The sequence below is a fragment of the Rhizorhabdus sp. P4_G5 genome, assembly GCF_056401065.1.
Map to the genome: position 1 here is coordinate 286,915 of NZ_JBFUKB010000001.1, position 15,349 is coordinate 302,263.

15 protein-coding genes are annotated in these 15,349 nt (G+C 67.6%); 5 read left to right on the forward strand and 10 right to left on the reverse strand.

Annotated features, from left to right (window positions below):
• Window positions 1–25: 25 nt before the first annotated feature.
• Genes AC1DQK_RS01335 through AC1DQK_RS01355 form a run of 5 tightly spaced genes read left to right on the forward strand, consistent with a single transcriptional unit; the run spans window position 26 to window position 7,848 of the window.
• A complete protein-coding gene (locus AC1DQK_RS01335; RefSeq protein ID WP_477866572.1) occupies window positions 26–2,131 on the forward strand; it encodes a TonB-dependent receptor in 2,106 nt (701 codons plus the stop codon).
• A 57-nt stretch (window positions 2,132–2,188) separates the two neighbouring features.
• Entirely contained in the window at window positions 2,189–2,587 is a 399-nt protein-coding gene (locus AC1DQK_RS01340; RefSeq protein ID WP_477866574.1) for a DUF2946 family protein, read from the forward strand.
• 47 nt (window positions 2,588–2,634) lie between these two features.
• A complete protein-coding gene (locus AC1DQK_RS01345) occupies window positions 2,635–4,908 on the forward strand; it encodes a TonB-dependent receptor (protein ID WP_477866576.1) in 2,274 nt (757 codons plus the stop codon).
• 2 nt (window positions 4,909–4,910) lie between these two features.
• Complete coding sequence (locus tag AC1DQK_RS01350; RefSeq protein WP_477866979.1) at window positions 4,911–6,269, forward strand: PepSY-associated TM helix domain-containing protein; 1,359 nt, start codon at window positions 4,911–4,913, stop codon at window positions 6,267–6,269.
• Window positions 6,270–6,294: 25 nt separating this feature from the next.
• Window positions 6,295–7,848 carry an alkaline phosphatase D family protein gene (locus AC1DQK_RS01355; protein ID WP_477866578.1) on the forward strand — a complete coding sequence of 518 codons (1,554 nt, stop codon included), beginning with the start codon at window positions 6,295–6,297 and terminating at the stop codon, window positions 7,846–7,848.
• Here the strand turns inward: AC1DQK_RS01355 and AC1DQK_RS01360 are convergent.
• Genes AC1DQK_RS01360 through gspG form a run of 10 tightly spaced genes read right to left on the reverse strand, consistent with a single transcriptional unit; the run spans window position 7,835 to window position 15,259 of the window.
• Complete coding sequence (locus tag AC1DQK_RS01360; protein WP_477866580.1) at window positions 7,835–8,005, reverse strand: DUF1289 domain-containing protein; 171 nt, start codon at window positions 8,003–8,005, stop codon at window positions 7,835–7,837. The two genes, AC1DQK_RS01355 and AC1DQK_RS01360, sit on opposite strands and share 14 nt — an antisense overlap.
• 7 nt (window positions 8,006–8,012) lie before the next feature.
• The gene (locus AC1DQK_RS01365; RefSeq protein ID WP_477866582.1) at window positions 8,013–10,067 is read right to left on the reverse strand and encodes a protein-disulfide reductase DsbD family protein; all 2,055 of its coding nucleotides are present in this window, start codon (window positions 10,065–10,067) and stop codon (window positions 8,013–8,015) included.
• A gap of 43 nt (window positions 10,068–10,110) precedes the next feature.
• Complete coding sequence (gene gspN, locus AC1DQK_RS01370; protein WP_477866584.1) at window positions 10,111–10,815, reverse strand: type II secretion system protein N; 705 nt, start codon at window positions 10,813–10,815, stop codon at window positions 10,111–10,113.
• A 14-nt stretch (window positions 10,816–10,829) separates the two neighbouring features.
• The gene (gene gspM / locus AC1DQK_RS01375) at window positions 10,830–11,300 is read right to left on the reverse strand and encodes a type II secretion system protein GspM (RefSeq protein WP_477866586.1); all 471 of its coding nucleotides are present in this window, start codon (window positions 11,298–11,300) and stop codon (window positions 10,830–10,832) included.
• The gene (gene gspL, locus AC1DQK_RS01380; protein WP_477866588.1) at window positions 11,297–12,379 is read right to left on the reverse strand and encodes a type II secretion system protein GspL; all 1,083 of its coding nucleotides are present in this window, start codon (window positions 12,377–12,379) and stop codon (window positions 11,297–11,299) included. Before gspL ends, gspM begins: the two co-directional genes overlap by 4 nt.
• A 3-nt stretch (window positions 12,380–12,382) precedes the next feature.
• Entirely contained in the window at window positions 12,383–13,357 is a 975-nt protein-coding gene (gene gspK, locus AC1DQK_RS01385) for a type II secretion system minor pseudopilin GspK (RefSeq protein ID WP_477866590.1), read from the reverse strand.
• Window positions 13,354–14,043, reverse strand: a complete 690-nt coding sequence (gene gspJ / locus AC1DQK_RS01390) for a type II secretion system minor pseudopilin GspJ (protein ID WP_477866592.1) — start codon at window positions 14,041–14,043, stop codon at window positions 13,354–13,356. The genes gspK and gspJ overlap by 4 nt, the downstream gene beginning before the upstream one ends.
• A complete protein-coding gene (gene gspI, locus AC1DQK_RS01395) occupies window positions 14,043–14,414 on the reverse strand; it encodes a type II secretion system minor pseudopilin GspI (RefSeq protein WP_477866594.1) in 372 nt (123 codons plus the stop codon). The genes gspJ and gspI overlap by 1 nt, the downstream gene beginning before the upstream one ends.
• A complete protein-coding gene (locus tag AC1DQK_RS01400; RefSeq protein ID WP_477866596.1) occupies window positions 14,404–14,859 on the reverse strand; it encodes a GspH/FimT family pseudopilin in 456 nt (151 codons plus the stop codon). The genes gspI and AC1DQK_RS01400 overlap by 11 nt, the downstream gene beginning before the upstream one ends.
• On the reverse strand, window positions 14,834–15,259 hold the full coding sequence (gene gspG, locus AC1DQK_RS01405; protein ID WP_477866598.1) for a type II secretion system major pseudopilin GspG: 426 nt from the start codon (window positions 15,257–15,259) through the stop codon (window positions 14,834–14,836). The genes AC1DQK_RS01400 and gspG overlap by 26 nt, the downstream gene beginning before the upstream one ends.
• Between the last annotated feature and the right edge of the window lie 90 nt (window positions 15,260–15,349).

Genomic DNA, 15,349 nt, shown 5'->3' on the forward strand with positions numbered 1-15,349 from the left:
CGCGACAGGCCAGGGATGATATAGCATGACACGGTCGCCAGTTCAGATCCTCTCCTTCGCCCTCATCGGCATCGCCGCCGCCACCGCTGCCCGCGCCGAAGAAGATACGGATTTCCACAAGCCCGATCCAGCCAACATCATCGTAACCGCCGCTGTGAAGCGCGATCGGATGGACGTGCTCGCCGGCACCTCGGTATTGACCGGCGCGCAGCTGACCAACGCATTGCGGCCCACCATCGGCGAGACGCTGGAGCGGACACCCGGCGTCTCGGCCACCTCCTTCGGCCCCAACGCGTCGCGGCCGATCCTGCGTGGCCTGCAGGGCGAGCGGGTCCGGGTGCTGACCGACGGCATCGGCTCGGTCGACGTTTCGAACACCAGCGTCGATCATGCCGTCGTCATCAACCCGCTCCTCGCCGAGCGCATCGAGGTGCTGCGGGGCCCGGAAGCACTGCTCTACGGCTCGGCCGCGATCGGCGGCGTGGTGAATGTCATCGACAAGCGGATCCCGCGCGCGATTCCCGACGAGACGATCCATGTCGATGCCATTGCCAGCTATGGCAGCGCCGCCAACGAACGATCGGGCGGCGTCGCGATCGATACGCCGATCGGCCATGGCTTCGTCGCCCATCTCGATGGCAGCTATCTGAAGACCGGCGACATGCGCATCGGCGGGCATGCCCTGGCCGCACGGGCGCGTGCCGAGGCGCTGGCCAGCGCGCAGCTGCCGGCCGATCCGGATGCCGCGGAGCCGATCGACTTCGCCGCCAACGCCGCCGTCAGGGGCAAGCTTCCGAACAGCAGCGCCAAGACCTGGGTGGCGGGTGGCGGCCTGGCCTATGTCGACGGCGACAGTCATTATGGCTTGTCCTACAGCCATTATGACAGCGTCTATGGCGTGCCGATCCGCTATGCGACCTTGCCCGGCCAAGGCCAGGAAGCGCCGCGAATCGACCTCGTCCAGAACCGCCTCGACGCGCGCGCCGAGGTCGCCACGGGCGGATCGGTGATCGAGACGATCCGCGCCCGGGTGGCTTACGCTCAATATCGCCACTTCGAACTCGAGGAGGACGGTTCGGTCGGCACCGCCTTCTACAATCATGGCTTCGAGGGGCGCATCGAACTGATCCAGGCCGGCCGTGGCGTCTGGCACGGCGCTTCGGGAGCGCAATTCTTCACCCGCGATTTCAACGTCGTCGGCGACGAAGCCTTTTTGCCGCGGAACCAGACCCAGCAGATCGGCCTCTTCACGCTGCAGCAGCTCGATTATGGCAAGCTCAAGATCGAGGCTGGCGCGCGCTATGAGAAAAGCTGGCTGTCGGCCAACCCGTTCGAGGATCAATCGCAATTCTTCAGCGGCCGCCGCAGCTTCGAGACGGTGTCCGGCTCGATCGGCGCGTCCTATGGCCTCGCTCCCAACTGGCGCGTCGGCGGCAACCTGCTGCGCACGGCGCGGGCGCCATCGGCCGAAGAGATGTTCGCCAACGGCCCGCATGCCGGCACCGAGGCGTTCGAGATCGGCGACCCCGAGTTCAGGACCGAGCGCAGCTGGGGCGTCGAGGCGGTGCTTCATGGCAAGGGCCCAGCCTTCACCTTAGACGCCTCGCTCTATTACAACTGGTTCGACAATTTCATCTATGACAGCCGCGACGGCACGGTGCGGGACGGGCTGCCCGTGTTCCGCAACTTCCAGGCCAAGGCGCGCTATTATGGCGCCGAGGTCGAAGGCACGCTGAAGCTGGCGGCCATCGGCGATGTCGCGATCAAGGCGGACGCGCTGGGCGATTATGTGCACGCCCAGATCCAAGGCAGCGGCCCGGCGCCGCGCATTCCGCCACTCCGCCTGCTCGGCGGGCTCAGCGCCGACAGCGAACGCGTCGATGGCCGCGTCGAGGTGGAATGGACCGACAGGGCGCGCCGGCTGGCGCCGGCCGAGACGCCGACCGACGGCTTCACCATGGTCAACGCATCGCTGACCTTCCGGCCGCTGGCGGACAATCGGGGCACCAGCGTGATAGTGTCGGCCAACAATATCTTCGACGTGAACGCGCGCCGTCATGCGAGCTATCTCAAGGACTTCGCGCCGCTGTCGGGACGGGATTTCCGGATCACCACACGAATCTCCCTTTAGCGGCCCGGGTCCAGCTTTCGCTGGAAAGGCGGACCATCCTGGTCTAACAGCCGCCCCATGACAGGGGCCCGCGACATGCTGCACCGCCATGCCGTGATCGCGATGGCGATCATGGTGCTGGCGCTTGCCGTCCGCGCACTTATCCCTACGGGCTATATGACCAGCGTCTCGCCTGCCGGCCTGACCGTGGAGCTCTGCAGCGGCGTGTCGGGCAAGACCGTCACCATCGCCCTGCCTGGCCAGCCTGGCCATCAGGACCATGGCAAGGATCAGGCGGACAAGCCTTGCGCCTTCGCTTCGCTGAACCAGGCGGCGACATCGGCCACCGATCCGATCCTGCTGGGCTCAGCCATAGCGTTCGTCATTGCCTTGGGCCTAAGGCTCGAACAATCGCCGCCGCAAGCGCGCAGCGCACATCTTCGGCCACCGCTGAGGGGGCCTCCAGTCGTAGCGTAACTCGTCGCCGCCCCTGGCGGCTGTTGCCACACGATTCCGAGGTTTCCATGTCGACTTTCGACTCCCACCGCCTGTGGGCGGTTCTCGCCGCCGTTCCGCTCGCCGCGGCCCCCGTCCATGCCGAAGATCCTTCGGACAGCATCCTGGTGGTCGGCCAACAGGACCATCCGATCAGCATCGAGCCGCGCGGCCTCTCGGTGAGCCTCGGCGACGAACAGTTCAAGCGAATCAACGCGTTGAACGTCGAAGATCTGATAAAATATGCGCCCGACTTCTTCGTGCGCACCCGCTTCATCGGCGACAACAACGCCGTGCCCGGCTTCCGCGGCACCCACAGCACCCAGAGTGCGCGGGCGCTGGTGATGGTCGACGGCTTCGTCATCTCCAACTTTCTCGGCAACAGCTTCGCCTTCCCGCCAGCCTGGGGCGTGGTCAGCCCATCCGAGGTCCGGCAGTTCGACGTGGTCTATGGCCCCTATTCGGCGCGTTATCCCGGTAACTCGATGGGCGGCATCATCAACATCACCACCCGTGCCCCCGAACGCACCGAAGCATTCGGCACCGTCCAGGGTTTCATCCAGCCCTATCGCCAATATGGCACGCAGGAGAGCCTGTGGGGCGGTTCGGTCGAGGCCGGCTTCGGCTTCACGCAGAAGGACGGCCCCTTCTCGGTGCGCGTCTCCGGCCGCCGGCTGGAAAATAATGTGCAGCCCCAGCAATTCTATCAGCTGGTCGCGGCTGCGCCCGGCGCTCCCGCGACGCCGATCGCCGGCGGCGTGGTCGATCCGGACCTCATCATCAAGACCCCCGTGGCGGGCGACTACGCGACAGGGCATACGCGGCAGGATCAGGCGCGCGCGCAGCTGCGCTTCGACAGCGGCGACGTGCATGTCGAGGCGCTGTTCACCTATTGGTGGAATGTCGAGCGCCAGCTCGATCCCAAAACCTATTTGCGCACGGCTGCCGGCGCGCCCTTCTACGGATCGGCGGCCAATGGCGGCAGGGTGCTGCTCAACGGCACCACCTACACGCTTAATCCCTTCCTCAATTTCAATCAGGGGATCGCAGCCAAGAACGAATGGCTGGGCGGGCTCAAGGTCGCCGCGCCGCTGCTGGGCTTCGATGTCAGCGCGAATCTGTCGACCCTGCAGTTCGACAAGCAGACGATGCGCCGCTCCAACGGTTATGCGGCCGGGCTTGCCGATGGGCCCGGCATCCTCATCGAGCAGGGACCGACGGACTGGTACACGCTCGATCTGGCGGCATCGCGGACGATCGGCGGCCATGCCATAGCCTTCGGGGTCAACACCAACCGCTATCGCACCGACCAGGCGAACTATGCGACCGCGCGCTGGCGTGAGGCGACCGGACGCACCTTCTTCTATCGGACGCTCGGCAAAAGCCGGCTGATCGGCCTGTTCGCGGAAGACGAGATCAGCCTTGGCGAGGGATTGACCGTCACGCCCGGTATCCGCGCCGACTTCTGGCGGGCCTATGACGGCGGCCTGATCAGTCGCAGCAGCGCAACGCGCTACGCGCCGCGCCGCGATCATAGCGTCGATCCGAAGCTGTCGGGACGCTGGGCTTTCGCGCCCGGCTGGGCGACCGAACTCAGCCTCGCCACTGCCACCCGCTTCCCAACCGTCGGCGAGCTTTTTCAGGGGACGCCCAACGGCGATGGATCTTTCAATACCAACAGCTTCGATCCGAATCTTAAACCGGAACGGAGCCGTGACGCCAATTTGTTGCTGCGTCATGCGCTCGGGCCGGTCACGATCACGGGCAGCATCTTCTACCAACGGGTGAAGAATGGGATCTTCAACTATCTGGGCTTCAACGCGAACGGCGTCTCGAGCCTGACGTTCAAGAATATCGACGTCACCCGCCAATATGGCGCCGAGCTTATCGTCGAGACCCATGACTGGCCGTTCAATGGCCTCGACATCGACGCCAACGCCGCCTGGATCGATGCGGTCACGGTCAAGAATCGTGCCGATCCTGCGTCGGAAGGCGTACAGTTCCCGCGCATCCCGCGCTGGCGATTGAGCGGCGATCTCAGCTACCGGCTCGATCATGCAACCGATCTGTCGCTCGGCGCGCGCTATGCGTCGCGACCCAATAGCGATATCGACGGGCTCCAGCGCGGCGATACCTATGGCTACACGTCGGAGCTGTTTCAGGTCGATGCGAAGATCAACCACCGCATTGCCGACGGGCTGCGCATCTCGGCGGGGGTCAACAACCTTACCAACGACAAGGCCTGGGTCTTCCACCCTTATCCGCAACGAACCTTCGTGATCGAGGCCGGCTGGGTCCTGTGAGCGTGGAACAGGCCGGGAGCCGCTGGTACAACGCCGTATGGCGTTGGCATTTCTACGCAGCCATCTTCTGTATCCCACTGATAATATGGCTGTCCGTTACCGGATCCATCTATCTTTGGAGGCCGCAGATCGAGGCGTTGATCGACCGTCCCTTTGCCGATGTCGCAACGGCCGGGCCAAGGATGAGCGCCGCCCGGATCGCTCGTGCGGCGGTCGACGCGGTGCCGGGATCGGTGCTCCATCGATATCAGCTTCCCGAGACGCCGCGCCAGGCAGTCCAGGTCATCGTCGGCAAGGCCGGCGGGGAAAGCCGGGTCTATGTCCACCCGCAGACGCTGGCGATCCTGAAGAATGTCCGGGAACAGGACCGGCTGATGCGCTGGGTGTTCCGGCTGCACGGCGAGCTGATGATCGGCGATACCGGCAGCTGGGTCGTAGAGACGGCCGCCTGCTGGGCGATCATGATGATCCTGACTGGCGTTTATCTCTGGTGGCCACGCGGTGCGAAGGGGCTGGCCGGCGTGCTGTGGCCGCGTCTCCGGCTCGGTGGGCGTGCGTTCTGGCGCGACCTGCACGCGGTGACCGCGATCTGGATCTCGGGGCTGGCACTGCTGCTGATCCTCACCGGCCTGCCATGGGCCAATGCCTGGGGCGGCTATCTCAAGGAAGTCCGGGCGATCACCGGCGCGACCGATGGGCCGCAGGATTGGTCGACATCTTCACGCGGCGGGGCTGGTTCGGGCACCGCCCAGATGATGGGCGACCATGCCGAGCATATGGGAATGACGATGGCCCATCCGCGCATCGACTATGCGCCGCTGGATCGGATCATCGCCAATGTCGCACCGCTTCGCCTGGCCGGGCCGGTGCTGATCGCGCCGCCCGCTGGCAGCGATGGCCTGTGGACCGCCAAGTCGGACAGCGCCAACCGGCCGCTTCGCGTGAATCTCACCGTCGATGGGGTCAGCGGCACCATCGTGGGCCGGAAAGACTTCTCCGAGCGGCACTGGATCGACCAGCTTGTCGGCTATGGCACCGCTGCGCACGAAGGCCAGCTGTTCGGGCTGGGGAACCAGTTGCTCGGCCTGCTGGCGGCGATCGGCCTGTTGGTGACGGCCGTCACCGGCGCGGTGATGTGGTGGCGCCGGCGACCGCAGGGGCTGCTCGGCGCGCCGATTCCGCTCGGCCGGCCGCGTTTCGGGCCTTTGCTGATCGGCGCAATCCTGCTGCTCGCGTTGTTCTTCCCGATGTTCGGCGCGACCCTGGCGGGCGTGCTGTCGCTGGAACGGCTGGTTTTCCGCCGGAGCCGCGCCGTCGCCCGCTGGCTCGGCCTTGCCGCCGTGCGGACGCCCGCGTCATAAGGCTGCAACGCTGGAGGCGCAGGCCATGACGATGATTTCCCGCCGCAACGTCCTGGCCGGTGCCGCGACGGCCCTTCTCGCTGCGCCCGCCATCCTGCGCGCGCAGCAGCTGTTCACCGCCTTTCCCTTCCGGCTGGGCGTCGCCTCGGGCGATCCAGGCCCCGACGGGTTCGTGCTGTGGACCCGACTCTGTCCCGATCCGCTCGACGATCATGGTGGCATGCCCACCGCCCCGGTCGATGTCGACTGGATGGTCTTCGATGATCCCGGCATGAAGCGGGTCGTCCAGAAGGGGGTCGCCACGGCCTGGCCCGAGCTCGGCCATTCGGTGCATGTCGAGATATCCGGGCTCGATCCAGACCGGCCCTATTGGTACCGCTTCATGGTCGGCCGGGAGAAGACCCAGCTCGGGCGAACGCGGACGACTCCGCTCCCCGGCAAGCAGCTCGACAGCCTCCGCTTCGGCGTGGCCGGCTGCCAGCATTATGAGGACGGGCTGTACACCGCCTACGCCCATCTCGCGCGGGAGGATGTCGCCTTCATCTGGCACTATGGCGACTATATCTACGAGGATCGCGCGCGGCAGGTGAATTACGAGCGCGACGGATCGCCGCGCATCCATGTCCGCGATCATGTCGGCAGCGAATGCTACACCATCGGCGACTATCGGCGGCGCTACGCCCAGTACAAGATGGACCCGGACCTGCAGAGTGCCCATCTCGCGGCCCCCTGGTTCGTGACCTTCGACGATCACGAGGTCGTCGACAACTGGACCGGCGGCGTCAGCCCCTTCCAGAAGGATCCCGCGCTGTTCGCGCTGCGCCGGGCGGCGGCGATGCAGGCCTACTACGAACATATGCCGTTGCGCAGGGCCTCGATGCCGGCCGGCGGCACGATGCAGCTCTATCGCCGGGCGCTCTATGGCGACCTGCTCGACGTGCATTTCCTCGATACTCGCCAATATCGCAGCCCCCTGCCCTGCACGGGCAGTTTCGAACCGGTCTGCCCGGATGTGGCCAGGCCGGACAGGACGGTGCTCGGGACCGGGCAGGAAGCCTGGCTGGCGAAGGCGCTGCGCGAAAAGGACAACCGCTGGAATCTGATCGCCCAGCAGGTCATGATGATGCCGCTCGATCGCCGCATCGACGACGGCCGCGCCGAACTGCGCAATATGGACAGCTGGGCCGGCTATGATGCAGCGCGCGAACGCATGCTCGCCGGGCTGAAAGGCCTAGGCAATGTCGTCGTGATGACCGGCGACGAGCATCAGAATCTCGCCGGAGAGCTGCGCCGCGATGCCGGCCGGGGGGAGGCGGTGGCGGTCGAACTGGTGTCGACCTCGATGTCCTCCGGCGGCAATGGCAGCGACAGGCGCCCCGGCACCGATCGGCTGATTGCGCGCAACCCGTTCCTGTCCTTCACCAACGACCAGCGCGGCTACATGATCTGCGATCTCAGCCGCGATATGTGGCGGGGCCATTTCCGCGTAGTGGATCAGGTGACCGCACCCGGCGGCACCGTCTCGACCCGCGCGACCGCCACGATCGAGCGCGGGCGCCCCCGGCTCAGCCTTTCCTGAGCGCGCGCGCCTTCACCCCTTCGAGAACCGCGCGCTTCCAGCCATCGTCGGCCGCGCCCCAGGCGGCGATCTCTTCGATGGTGCGGAGGCATCCGCGGCAATAGCCGCTACGCGCTTCTATCTGGCAGACTTGCGTGCAGGGCGACGCCACGGCCATGATCCGACTATGCCGCGAGGCCGGTCAGCAGGGCCGGCGTAAGGATCTGGGGAAGCATCTCCACACGCCCGTCGCGATGATAGAACAGGTACAGCGGCACGCCTGAGCGGCCCTGCGCCTCGAGGAATCGGCCGATCGCCGGATCGCCATTGGTCCAGTCACCGACCATGACCGTGATGCCCTTCGCCGCAAAGTCATCGCGCACCGCCTGGCGTTCGATCGCTGCCTTCTCGTTGACTTTGCATGTCAGGCACCAGTCGGCGGTGAAATAGAGGAATACCGGCTTGTTCTGGCCGGTCAGCGCAGACAGCCGCGCCTCGCTGAAGGGTTCACCGCCACCCTCCCCGGCCTGGGTGGCCGGTGCTGCGGCGGTTCCTATCGGCGTCAGCAGCGTCAGTGCCGCCGCTGCGGCCATCACCGGCAGGACCGGCACCCAGCTGAAGCGAAGCCCGCGCGCTTGCCGTGCCCCCACCCACCAGAGCGCAAGCCCGAGCAGCATCGCCGCGCCGAGGCCGAATATCATATGATCGACCCCCACCTGCCGCCCCAATATCCATGCCAGGCCGAGCGCCGTCGCGAACATCGGCACGGACAATATCCGCCGCAGCCGGTTCATCCACGCGCCAGGCCGGGGCAACAGGCGCCGCAGGGCAGGCACGAAACCGATCAACAGGAACGGTATCGCGAGGCCAAGGCCAAGGCCGCCGAAAACCGCGACGGCCGCGAAGGGCGGCAGCAGCAGCGCCGTCGCGACCGCGCCGGCCATGAACGGGCCGCTGCACGGTGTCGCGATCAGCGCCGCGAGCACCCCGGTCCAGAACGCCGGCACCGCGCCGCTTCCTTGGGTCATCGTGTCGCCGATGCCGATCGCGCCAAGCTCGAACAGCCCGGCAAGGTTGAGGCTGATCGCCGTCACCAGCAACAGCAGCAGCATGACGAGGCGCGGGTCCTGAAGCTGGAATCCCCAACCCGCACCGGGCATCGCCGTTCGCACTGCGAGCAGCAGAAGCCCCAGTGCGATACAGCTCAGCACCACGCCGCCGGTATAGGCCAGCGCCTCGGCCCGCGCGTGGCGATTGGTCTCGCCACTGCGAGCGAGGCTCAAAGCCTTGAGGCTGAGGATCGGAAACACGCACGGCATCGCATTGAGCAGCAGGCCGCCGAGCAGCGCCCCGCCCAGCGCGAGCAGAAACAGGCGGCCGGTGCCTTCGGGAACGGCATCGCCCTGCGAGACGACAGGCGTTCCCGCGGCCGGGACATTGCCGGGCCGGGCCGTCAGCGACAGGCCGCGATCCTGGCCTATGGCGATCACCCCCTCGAGCGGGCCAGCGGGCGCGGCGGCCTGGCTGGCTTTCACCTCGATGATCAGCCGGTCGCCGCGCCGGCTGATCGCCTGCGGGGCGGCATAGTCGATGATGTCCGGCGTAGCCGGGTAGAAATAGGGGCTTGAGACCGGCCGCGCCTTCGGGAAAGGCACGGCGATCCTGATCCGGCCGTTCTTCTTCTCGAAGCTTGCGGCCTGGCCGAGCGGCATCGGCAGCTTCGCGCGCCATCGATCGAAGCTCGCCCGGCCGGCAGCGGTAACGGCGCCGTCGCCGACGACCATGTCGATTGCGACCGGCCCCTGCTCGGGCACGCAGATCGACGGCGAACAGGCCAGCCAGCGCGCCTTGCCGGCAATGTGCAGCTTCGTGCCCGGCGTTGCGCCCTTGGGCACGGTCAGGCTCATCAGCAGCGCATAAGGCCGCTCATAGACATAGTTCATCAGCCCCTGGACGATCAGCCGCTCGGGCACTGGATAGCGCAACGGGCCTACCGCCACGCCCTGCGGCAGCGTCCAGGCGACATCGGTGGGCGCTCCGGCGTCGCCGGGGTTGAGCCAATAGCCGTGCCAGTCGGGCTGGGGCGTCATGCTGAGGGCGATGGTGACGCGGCTGCCGGGGGCAGGCCGCGATGTCTCCGCCACCAGGGCAGCGCGAATATGTGCGGCCTGCGCGCCCACGGCGCTGGCCAGCAGCACCACGGCAACGCAGAGGCGCGCCAGGATCTTGATCGCGTTCATGGCCGGCTTATGGCCCCGTCCGGGGCCGGTGGGAAGCCATGGATCAGAGGGTCCGCTCCTCCTCATAGGCATAACCGTCGTCGGCCGGCACGAAACCCTTGGACTGGAGGAACTGGCCGACCTGCGGCGAAGCGGGCCGGATGAACGCACGAATTTTGTAGCGGTTGGCGGCAAGGATGGTGATCAGCTCCTGCTCACGCCCGCTCGGACTCGCCAGGTCGAAGGCCAGCTTGCCATCGCGGCAAAGCGCCGGGCCGCTCATCTCGCCGGGAAGGCCGACTGCGGGCAGCGCACCCGACAGATAGGCGCGCACCTCGCCGCTGCCATCGGCGCAATCGCCGCCGGGAAAATGCGCCTTCAGCCCATCGACGATCAGCGTGACCCCACCGATCGGCGGCGGGCCCGCCATCACGGGCATGCCGATGTCGAAATCGTCGATGCCCGCCCCGCCGAGGCCATAGCTGAACACCCCCTTGAGCCGGGACACTTCGTCGGTGCCGGCGATGTCGAGCCGCAGCCGGCCCTTGGTGATGTCAGCAAGCGACAGCTTGCTGGTCACGTCGCCGAGGGCGATCTTGCCAAGATGGGCGTCGAACAGCTGGCCCGACCAGATATTGCCCTCGATCTGCGCCGCTTCCAGCCCAAAACGGCGAAGCTGGAGCAGGTCGACCGCGATCTTGAGCGGGACGAAGGCAATTGCCGCAAAGCCCGCGGCGATTACCAGCAGAAACCAGATTATCGTTTTCATCCCACTCTCCCCCTTCAGCGCGCGCGTTGGAAGCGCATCGCGATCGACAATGTCGCATCCGCATTCGGCCGTGCGGTTAGCCGCGTCACGATCATGCCGCGGCGCTGCTTCATCGCCGCAACCCAGGCGAAGAAGGGCTGGGACCGCACCGCGTCGATCGTAAGCAGCGCGCCCTCGCCATCGCGCGCGACACTGGCAACCGTGAAGCCCGCCCGCTCGGCATCGGCCAGGATCAGCGCGTCGACCGGCCGCGTGTCGCGGATCGGACGATCCGCCGCCCGGATCCTGCCTGCCATCAGCAGCACGTCGGCCAGGTTGCGCGCTTCCACGTCACGGGCACGCTGTCCCGCCTCCAGCGCGCGATCCATCGGTCGGACGACGCCGTACCAGAGCAGCGTCGGCACGGCGATCACCGCCAGTACCGCCAGCAGCCGGCGTTCGCGAGAACTTCGCTGCCGCCACCATGCCTGCAGCCGCTCGATCATGGCTGCCACACCCGGATGCTGCTGGTCCCCTGCCCGTTGCCGCTGGTCTCGACGGCCAACCCGCTGGAGCCGATCCGCCGCACCAGCTCGGCCAGGTCGGCGCCGCTGGTCGAGCGGACGCTGGCGAGCAGCGTCCCGTCTTCTCCGAAGGTCAGGTCGGCAAGCTCGACATTGGGCGTCTGCCGCACCGCGCCGAACAGCACGGCCGATCCCGCGACGAAGCCCATGCCGGGCCCCTGCAGTTCCTCGAGCCTGTGCTGGAGCGCTGCGCGGGGATCATCCGGCTTGTCTCGCGATCCCAAGGCCGATTGCGCGACCTCCGCCGCCTCGCCATGCATCCGATAGGCATCCCAGGCGAGCCGGCCGAGGCGCGCAACCGGGATCAGCATGAACAGGATCGCTGCGGCCACGGTGTAGCGCAGCATACGCCGCCGCCACTGGCCATCGACGCGCCACGCCTGCCGCCGCCGCCAGGCGCCCTGGCGCAGGTCGAGCGGTAGCGCCAGCAGGGCAGCCGGCAGTTCCGCCTCGAAGCGGGCATCATCGATCGCTTCGATCGTCGCATCGCCGAGCAGCACCTCCGCCAGCTCGGGCTCGGCCGCAAAGGCCTGGAACGCGCCATGCACCAGCGTGCGGCGCGGGCGGGCCCAGGCCCGCGCGGGTCCCTCGCCATGCGCGATCAGCAAGGGAAGCGGCACGATATGATCGGGATCGATGCCGAGGCTCGCTGCCCAGTCGAGCCACGCAGCGATTCGCTCATGCGCAATAGCGGCGACGAGGCGATGGCCGCCATGAACGCGCCCGAGCACGACATGGAGCGCATCGATAGGCCCGAGGCTGTCGTCGGCAATCGCCAGGCGGGCGGCAGCGAGCGCCTGTGCTTCGGTGAGCATCGGCAGGGCGAGCCAGCGCATCGTCACCTCGCTGCCGGCCAGCAGCAGGAACAGGCGCTCGCCCGCCTCGCGTGGCGGCAGGACGTCGATCTGCGATCCGCGCGCGACGACGCGGCCGTCGACGAGCCGGAACCAGCCCTCGATCGCGCCAACCTGATCCTCGGCAAAGAGCAGCAGCGCGCGCATCTGCTATCGATTCCCCCAGGCCCTGCTGACCACCCGCGACGGCGCGATGCCGCCGTCGATCAGAGCCGCTTCCTTCACCTGCGCACCGTCCAGCGTCACGTCAAGCTCCAGCGAGAACCAGCGTGACCGGACGGCGATTTCCTCGCCAGGGCCGGTTGCGTGTCCGGCAGCGGCAATGGCCGGCAACCGGCGGAAATCCGCTGCATCGGCCCAGCCACCGGCGGGCCGGCCGCGCAGCAGCGCCGCCGCCTGCAGGACAGAGAGCCGGCCGCCATAGAGCATCGCCAGCAGCGGCGCGCGCTCGGGCGGCAGGATGTTGACGTTGATCGGTGCGACCTCGTTGAGCGGCAAGGCGCAGACCCAGGGCCGCAGCGCCGCATAGACGGCCGGTGTCACTCCGGCCACGGCGCGCAGCTCGCTGACATCGGCCATCAGCGTATTCGCCGTGCGATAGGGCACCGGCGCGCGCGCATAGACTGAATCCTCGGCGCCCTGCGGCTGCGGCGTCCCGTCGCTGTCGATCCAGTCGGTGATTGCTGCGACGATCGGCCGGGCGCGGGTCGGCTGGACGCCCGCTAGCAGCAGCAAGGTGGAAAGCCGCTCCATCGTCTGCGGGCGTGCGGAGAAACCGCTCAGCTGGTTGCCCGTCACCAGGCTGTTGACGTTGAAGCAGGCGCCGCCGTCGCGGAGCCGGGCCCGGATCACGCCGCCCTCGATCGGAATGGCGCGCGTCTCGCCCGCCCATCCCGCCGGCAAGGATGCCTCGCCCTTTACGCGGTCGCTGAGCCGGTCGACGATCAGCGTGGCGAGTCCCTCGGCGCCAAGCGCATAGCCCCGCGCCTGGTCCACCGCCCGCGCGTTGCCGGCAAGCCGCGTCGCCAGAGCGAGCCGGTCCATCGCCAACGCCGCCAGCGTCGCGATCAGCGCCACCAGCAGCAGCACCGCGAGCAGCGCCGCGCCGCGTTCGCCCGGCTTCACCGGCTGATCCCGACAAGGAACAGCTGGCGAATGTCGCCGATGCCGTCGACCGTCATGGTGAGTTCGATCGCATCCGGGACATCGGCCGGCAGGCGCGGTTGCCAGCTTTCGGTCCAGGCACCCGCCATCCGGTAGCGCAGGCCAAGCCGCGACACGCCCGTCACCAGCGCGCTGCGCACGGCCCGGTCTGGTGCGACGCCGTCGACCATCGGCCAACTGGTGCGGATGAGGGCCCGCCCGACGAGGCTGTAGGACACCTTCTGCAGCGCCGAGCGCGGCGCATCGCTGTCGTTGATCCAGCCTCCCCGCACGAAACCGAGTGCGCTCTCCCCGCCTATCACCGCCGGCTGCCGGTCGCCGCGTTCGTCGCGGTTCGTCCGCGGCAGGATCTGCGCCATATCCGCGGTCAGCAGCACCGAGGCGCGACGCACGGCGGCCACCCGATCGAGCGAGCGCCCGCTACTCTCCTGCGCGCGCAGCGAGAAACCGAGCAGATAGCCGCCGGCGACCGCGAGCAGCGCGAAGATGGCGAGGGCGACGAGCAGTTCGACGAGGGTGAAGCCATTTGATCTGCATTCCGTCGTCCCCGCGAAAGCTGGGACCTGATTGTTCTTCTTCGACGTGGGGCGGAGGCAGGGAGATCCCAGCTTGCGCTGGAATGACGATAGCGAGTGCCGCGCGCGCATCACGTCACCCGCCGATAGACGGTGATCGCCGCCGCCTCGCCGCCGAACGGGCTCGCGACGTGGATCGACACCGCGACGAGCCCGGCATCCGGCATCGGCCGCGTGACGCGCACCCAGGGCCAGGGCCGCCCAGCCTGCATCTCGCTGCCGCTGACCTTGCCGATCGACGGCGCGATGGGGTCGGTCAGCACCTCGACGGCGCGGTTGCGCGCGACGATCTCGGCGGCGGTGCGGACCTCGAGCATGCGCGCGTTGGTCATGGTCGCACCTTCGAGCCGCAGCAGGGTCAGCGCGGCGAGGCTGAAGACGGCGAGCGCCACCATCACTTCGATCAGCGTGAACCCGCGCTGCTGGCTATCGTCAGCTGCCAAGCCGAACATCCCCCCCCGCATCGACCGTCACCGTTCGCCGCAGCCCCTGATAATCGAGCGAAAGCACCACCGGATCGGCCAGGCCGGTGGTGTCGAAGCGAATGCGCTGCTCACCCGAGGGCACGGCAGTCACCGACATGCCTTCCGGCAGATCGACATGGCGGAACGGCTTGCCCGTCTCGGCGACCCAGGCGCCGCCGTCATATCGTTCGAAGCCATAGCCGCCGGCACCGATCCGGATCGCCATCGGCTTCGACGCCATCACCGCTTCATCGCGCAACGCCGCCGCCTGCGCGGCAAGCCGCTCGCTGCTGTCGCGAAGCGTCCGCTCGGGGCCCCGCAGGCTCAGCAGCACCGCGGTCGCACCGACGGCGATGATCGCCAGCACCACGAGCAGCTCGATCAGCGTGAAGCCGCGGTCATTTCCAGTTGCCGATATCGGCATCCTGTCCCTCGCCGCCCTCGCGGTTGTCCGCGCCCAGGCTATAGATATCGACCGGTCCATGCCGCCCCGGTGCCTGATAATGATAGGCATTGCCCCAGGGATCGTCGGGCAGCCGCTTGATATAGCCGCCCTGCGGATAGCGCTCCGGGTGCGCGAGCCCGGCCGGCGGCCGGACCAGCGCCTGAAGGCCCGCCTCGTTCGACGGATAGGCGAACATGTCGAGCCGATAACGCTCGGCCGCCTGCTCGAGCAGCGCGACATCGGTACGGGCCTTCTCGACCATCGCCTTGTCCTGCGCCGGCATGACGTTGAGCGCGACGACGGTGGCGAGCAGACCGAGGATCAGGATGACGACCATCAGTTCGATAAGCGTGAAGCCGCTCTCCCCGTCCCCCGTCATCCCGGCGAAAGCTGGATTCTCACTGCCTTCCTCGCCTGGCGAGCGAGAGAAAAGAGATTCCAGCTTCCGCTGGAATGACGAGAGAAGATG

Coding starts and splice junctions, on each gene's coding strand:
- AC1DQK_RS01360 (WP_477866580.1), bottom strand. CDS start 8,005: ATGGCCGTGGCGTCGCCCTGCACGCAAGTCTGCCAGATAGAAGCGCGT.
- AC1DQK_RS01365 (WP_477866582.1), bottom strand. CDS start 10,067: ATGAACGCGATCAAGATCCTGGCGCGCCTCTGCGTTGCCGTGGTGCTG.
- AC1DQK_RS01335 (WP_477866572.1), top strand. CDS start 26: ATGACACGGTCGCCAGTTCAGATCCTCTCCTTCGCCCTCATCGGCATC.
- gspJ (WP_477866592.1), bottom strand. CDS start 14,043: ATGCGCGCGCGGCACTCGCTATCGTCATTCCAGCGCAAGCTGGGATCT.
- AC1DQK_RS01340 (WP_477866574.1), top strand. CDS start 2,189: ATGACAGGGGCCCGCGACATGCTGCACCGCCATGCCGTGATCGCGATG.
- gspL (WP_477866588.1), bottom strand. CDS start 12,379: ATGCGCGCGCTGCTGCTCTTTGCCGAGGATCAGGTTGGCGCGATCGAG.
- gspN (WP_477866584.1), bottom strand. CDS start 10,815: ATGAAAACGATAATCTGGTTTCTGCTGGTAATCGCCGCGGGCTTTGCG.
- AC1DQK_RS01355 (WP_477866578.1), top strand. CDS start 6,295: ATGACGATGATTTCCCGCCGCAACGTCCTGGCCGGTGCCGCGACGGCC.
- gspM (WP_477866586.1), bottom strand. CDS start 11,300: ATGATCGAGCGGCTGCAGGCATGGTGGCGGCAGCGAAGTTCTCGCGAA.
- gspG (WP_477866598.1), bottom strand. CDS start 15,259: ATGACGGGGGACGGGGAGAGCGGCTTCACGCTTATCGAACTGATGGTC.
- AC1DQK_RS01345 (WP_477866576.1), top strand. CDS start 2,635: ATGTCGACTTTCGACTCCCACCGCCTGTGGGCGGTTCTCGCCGCCGTT.
- AC1DQK_RS01400 (WP_477866596.1), bottom strand. CDS start 14,859: ATGCCGATATCGGCAACTGGAAATGACCGCGGCTTCACGCTGATCGAG.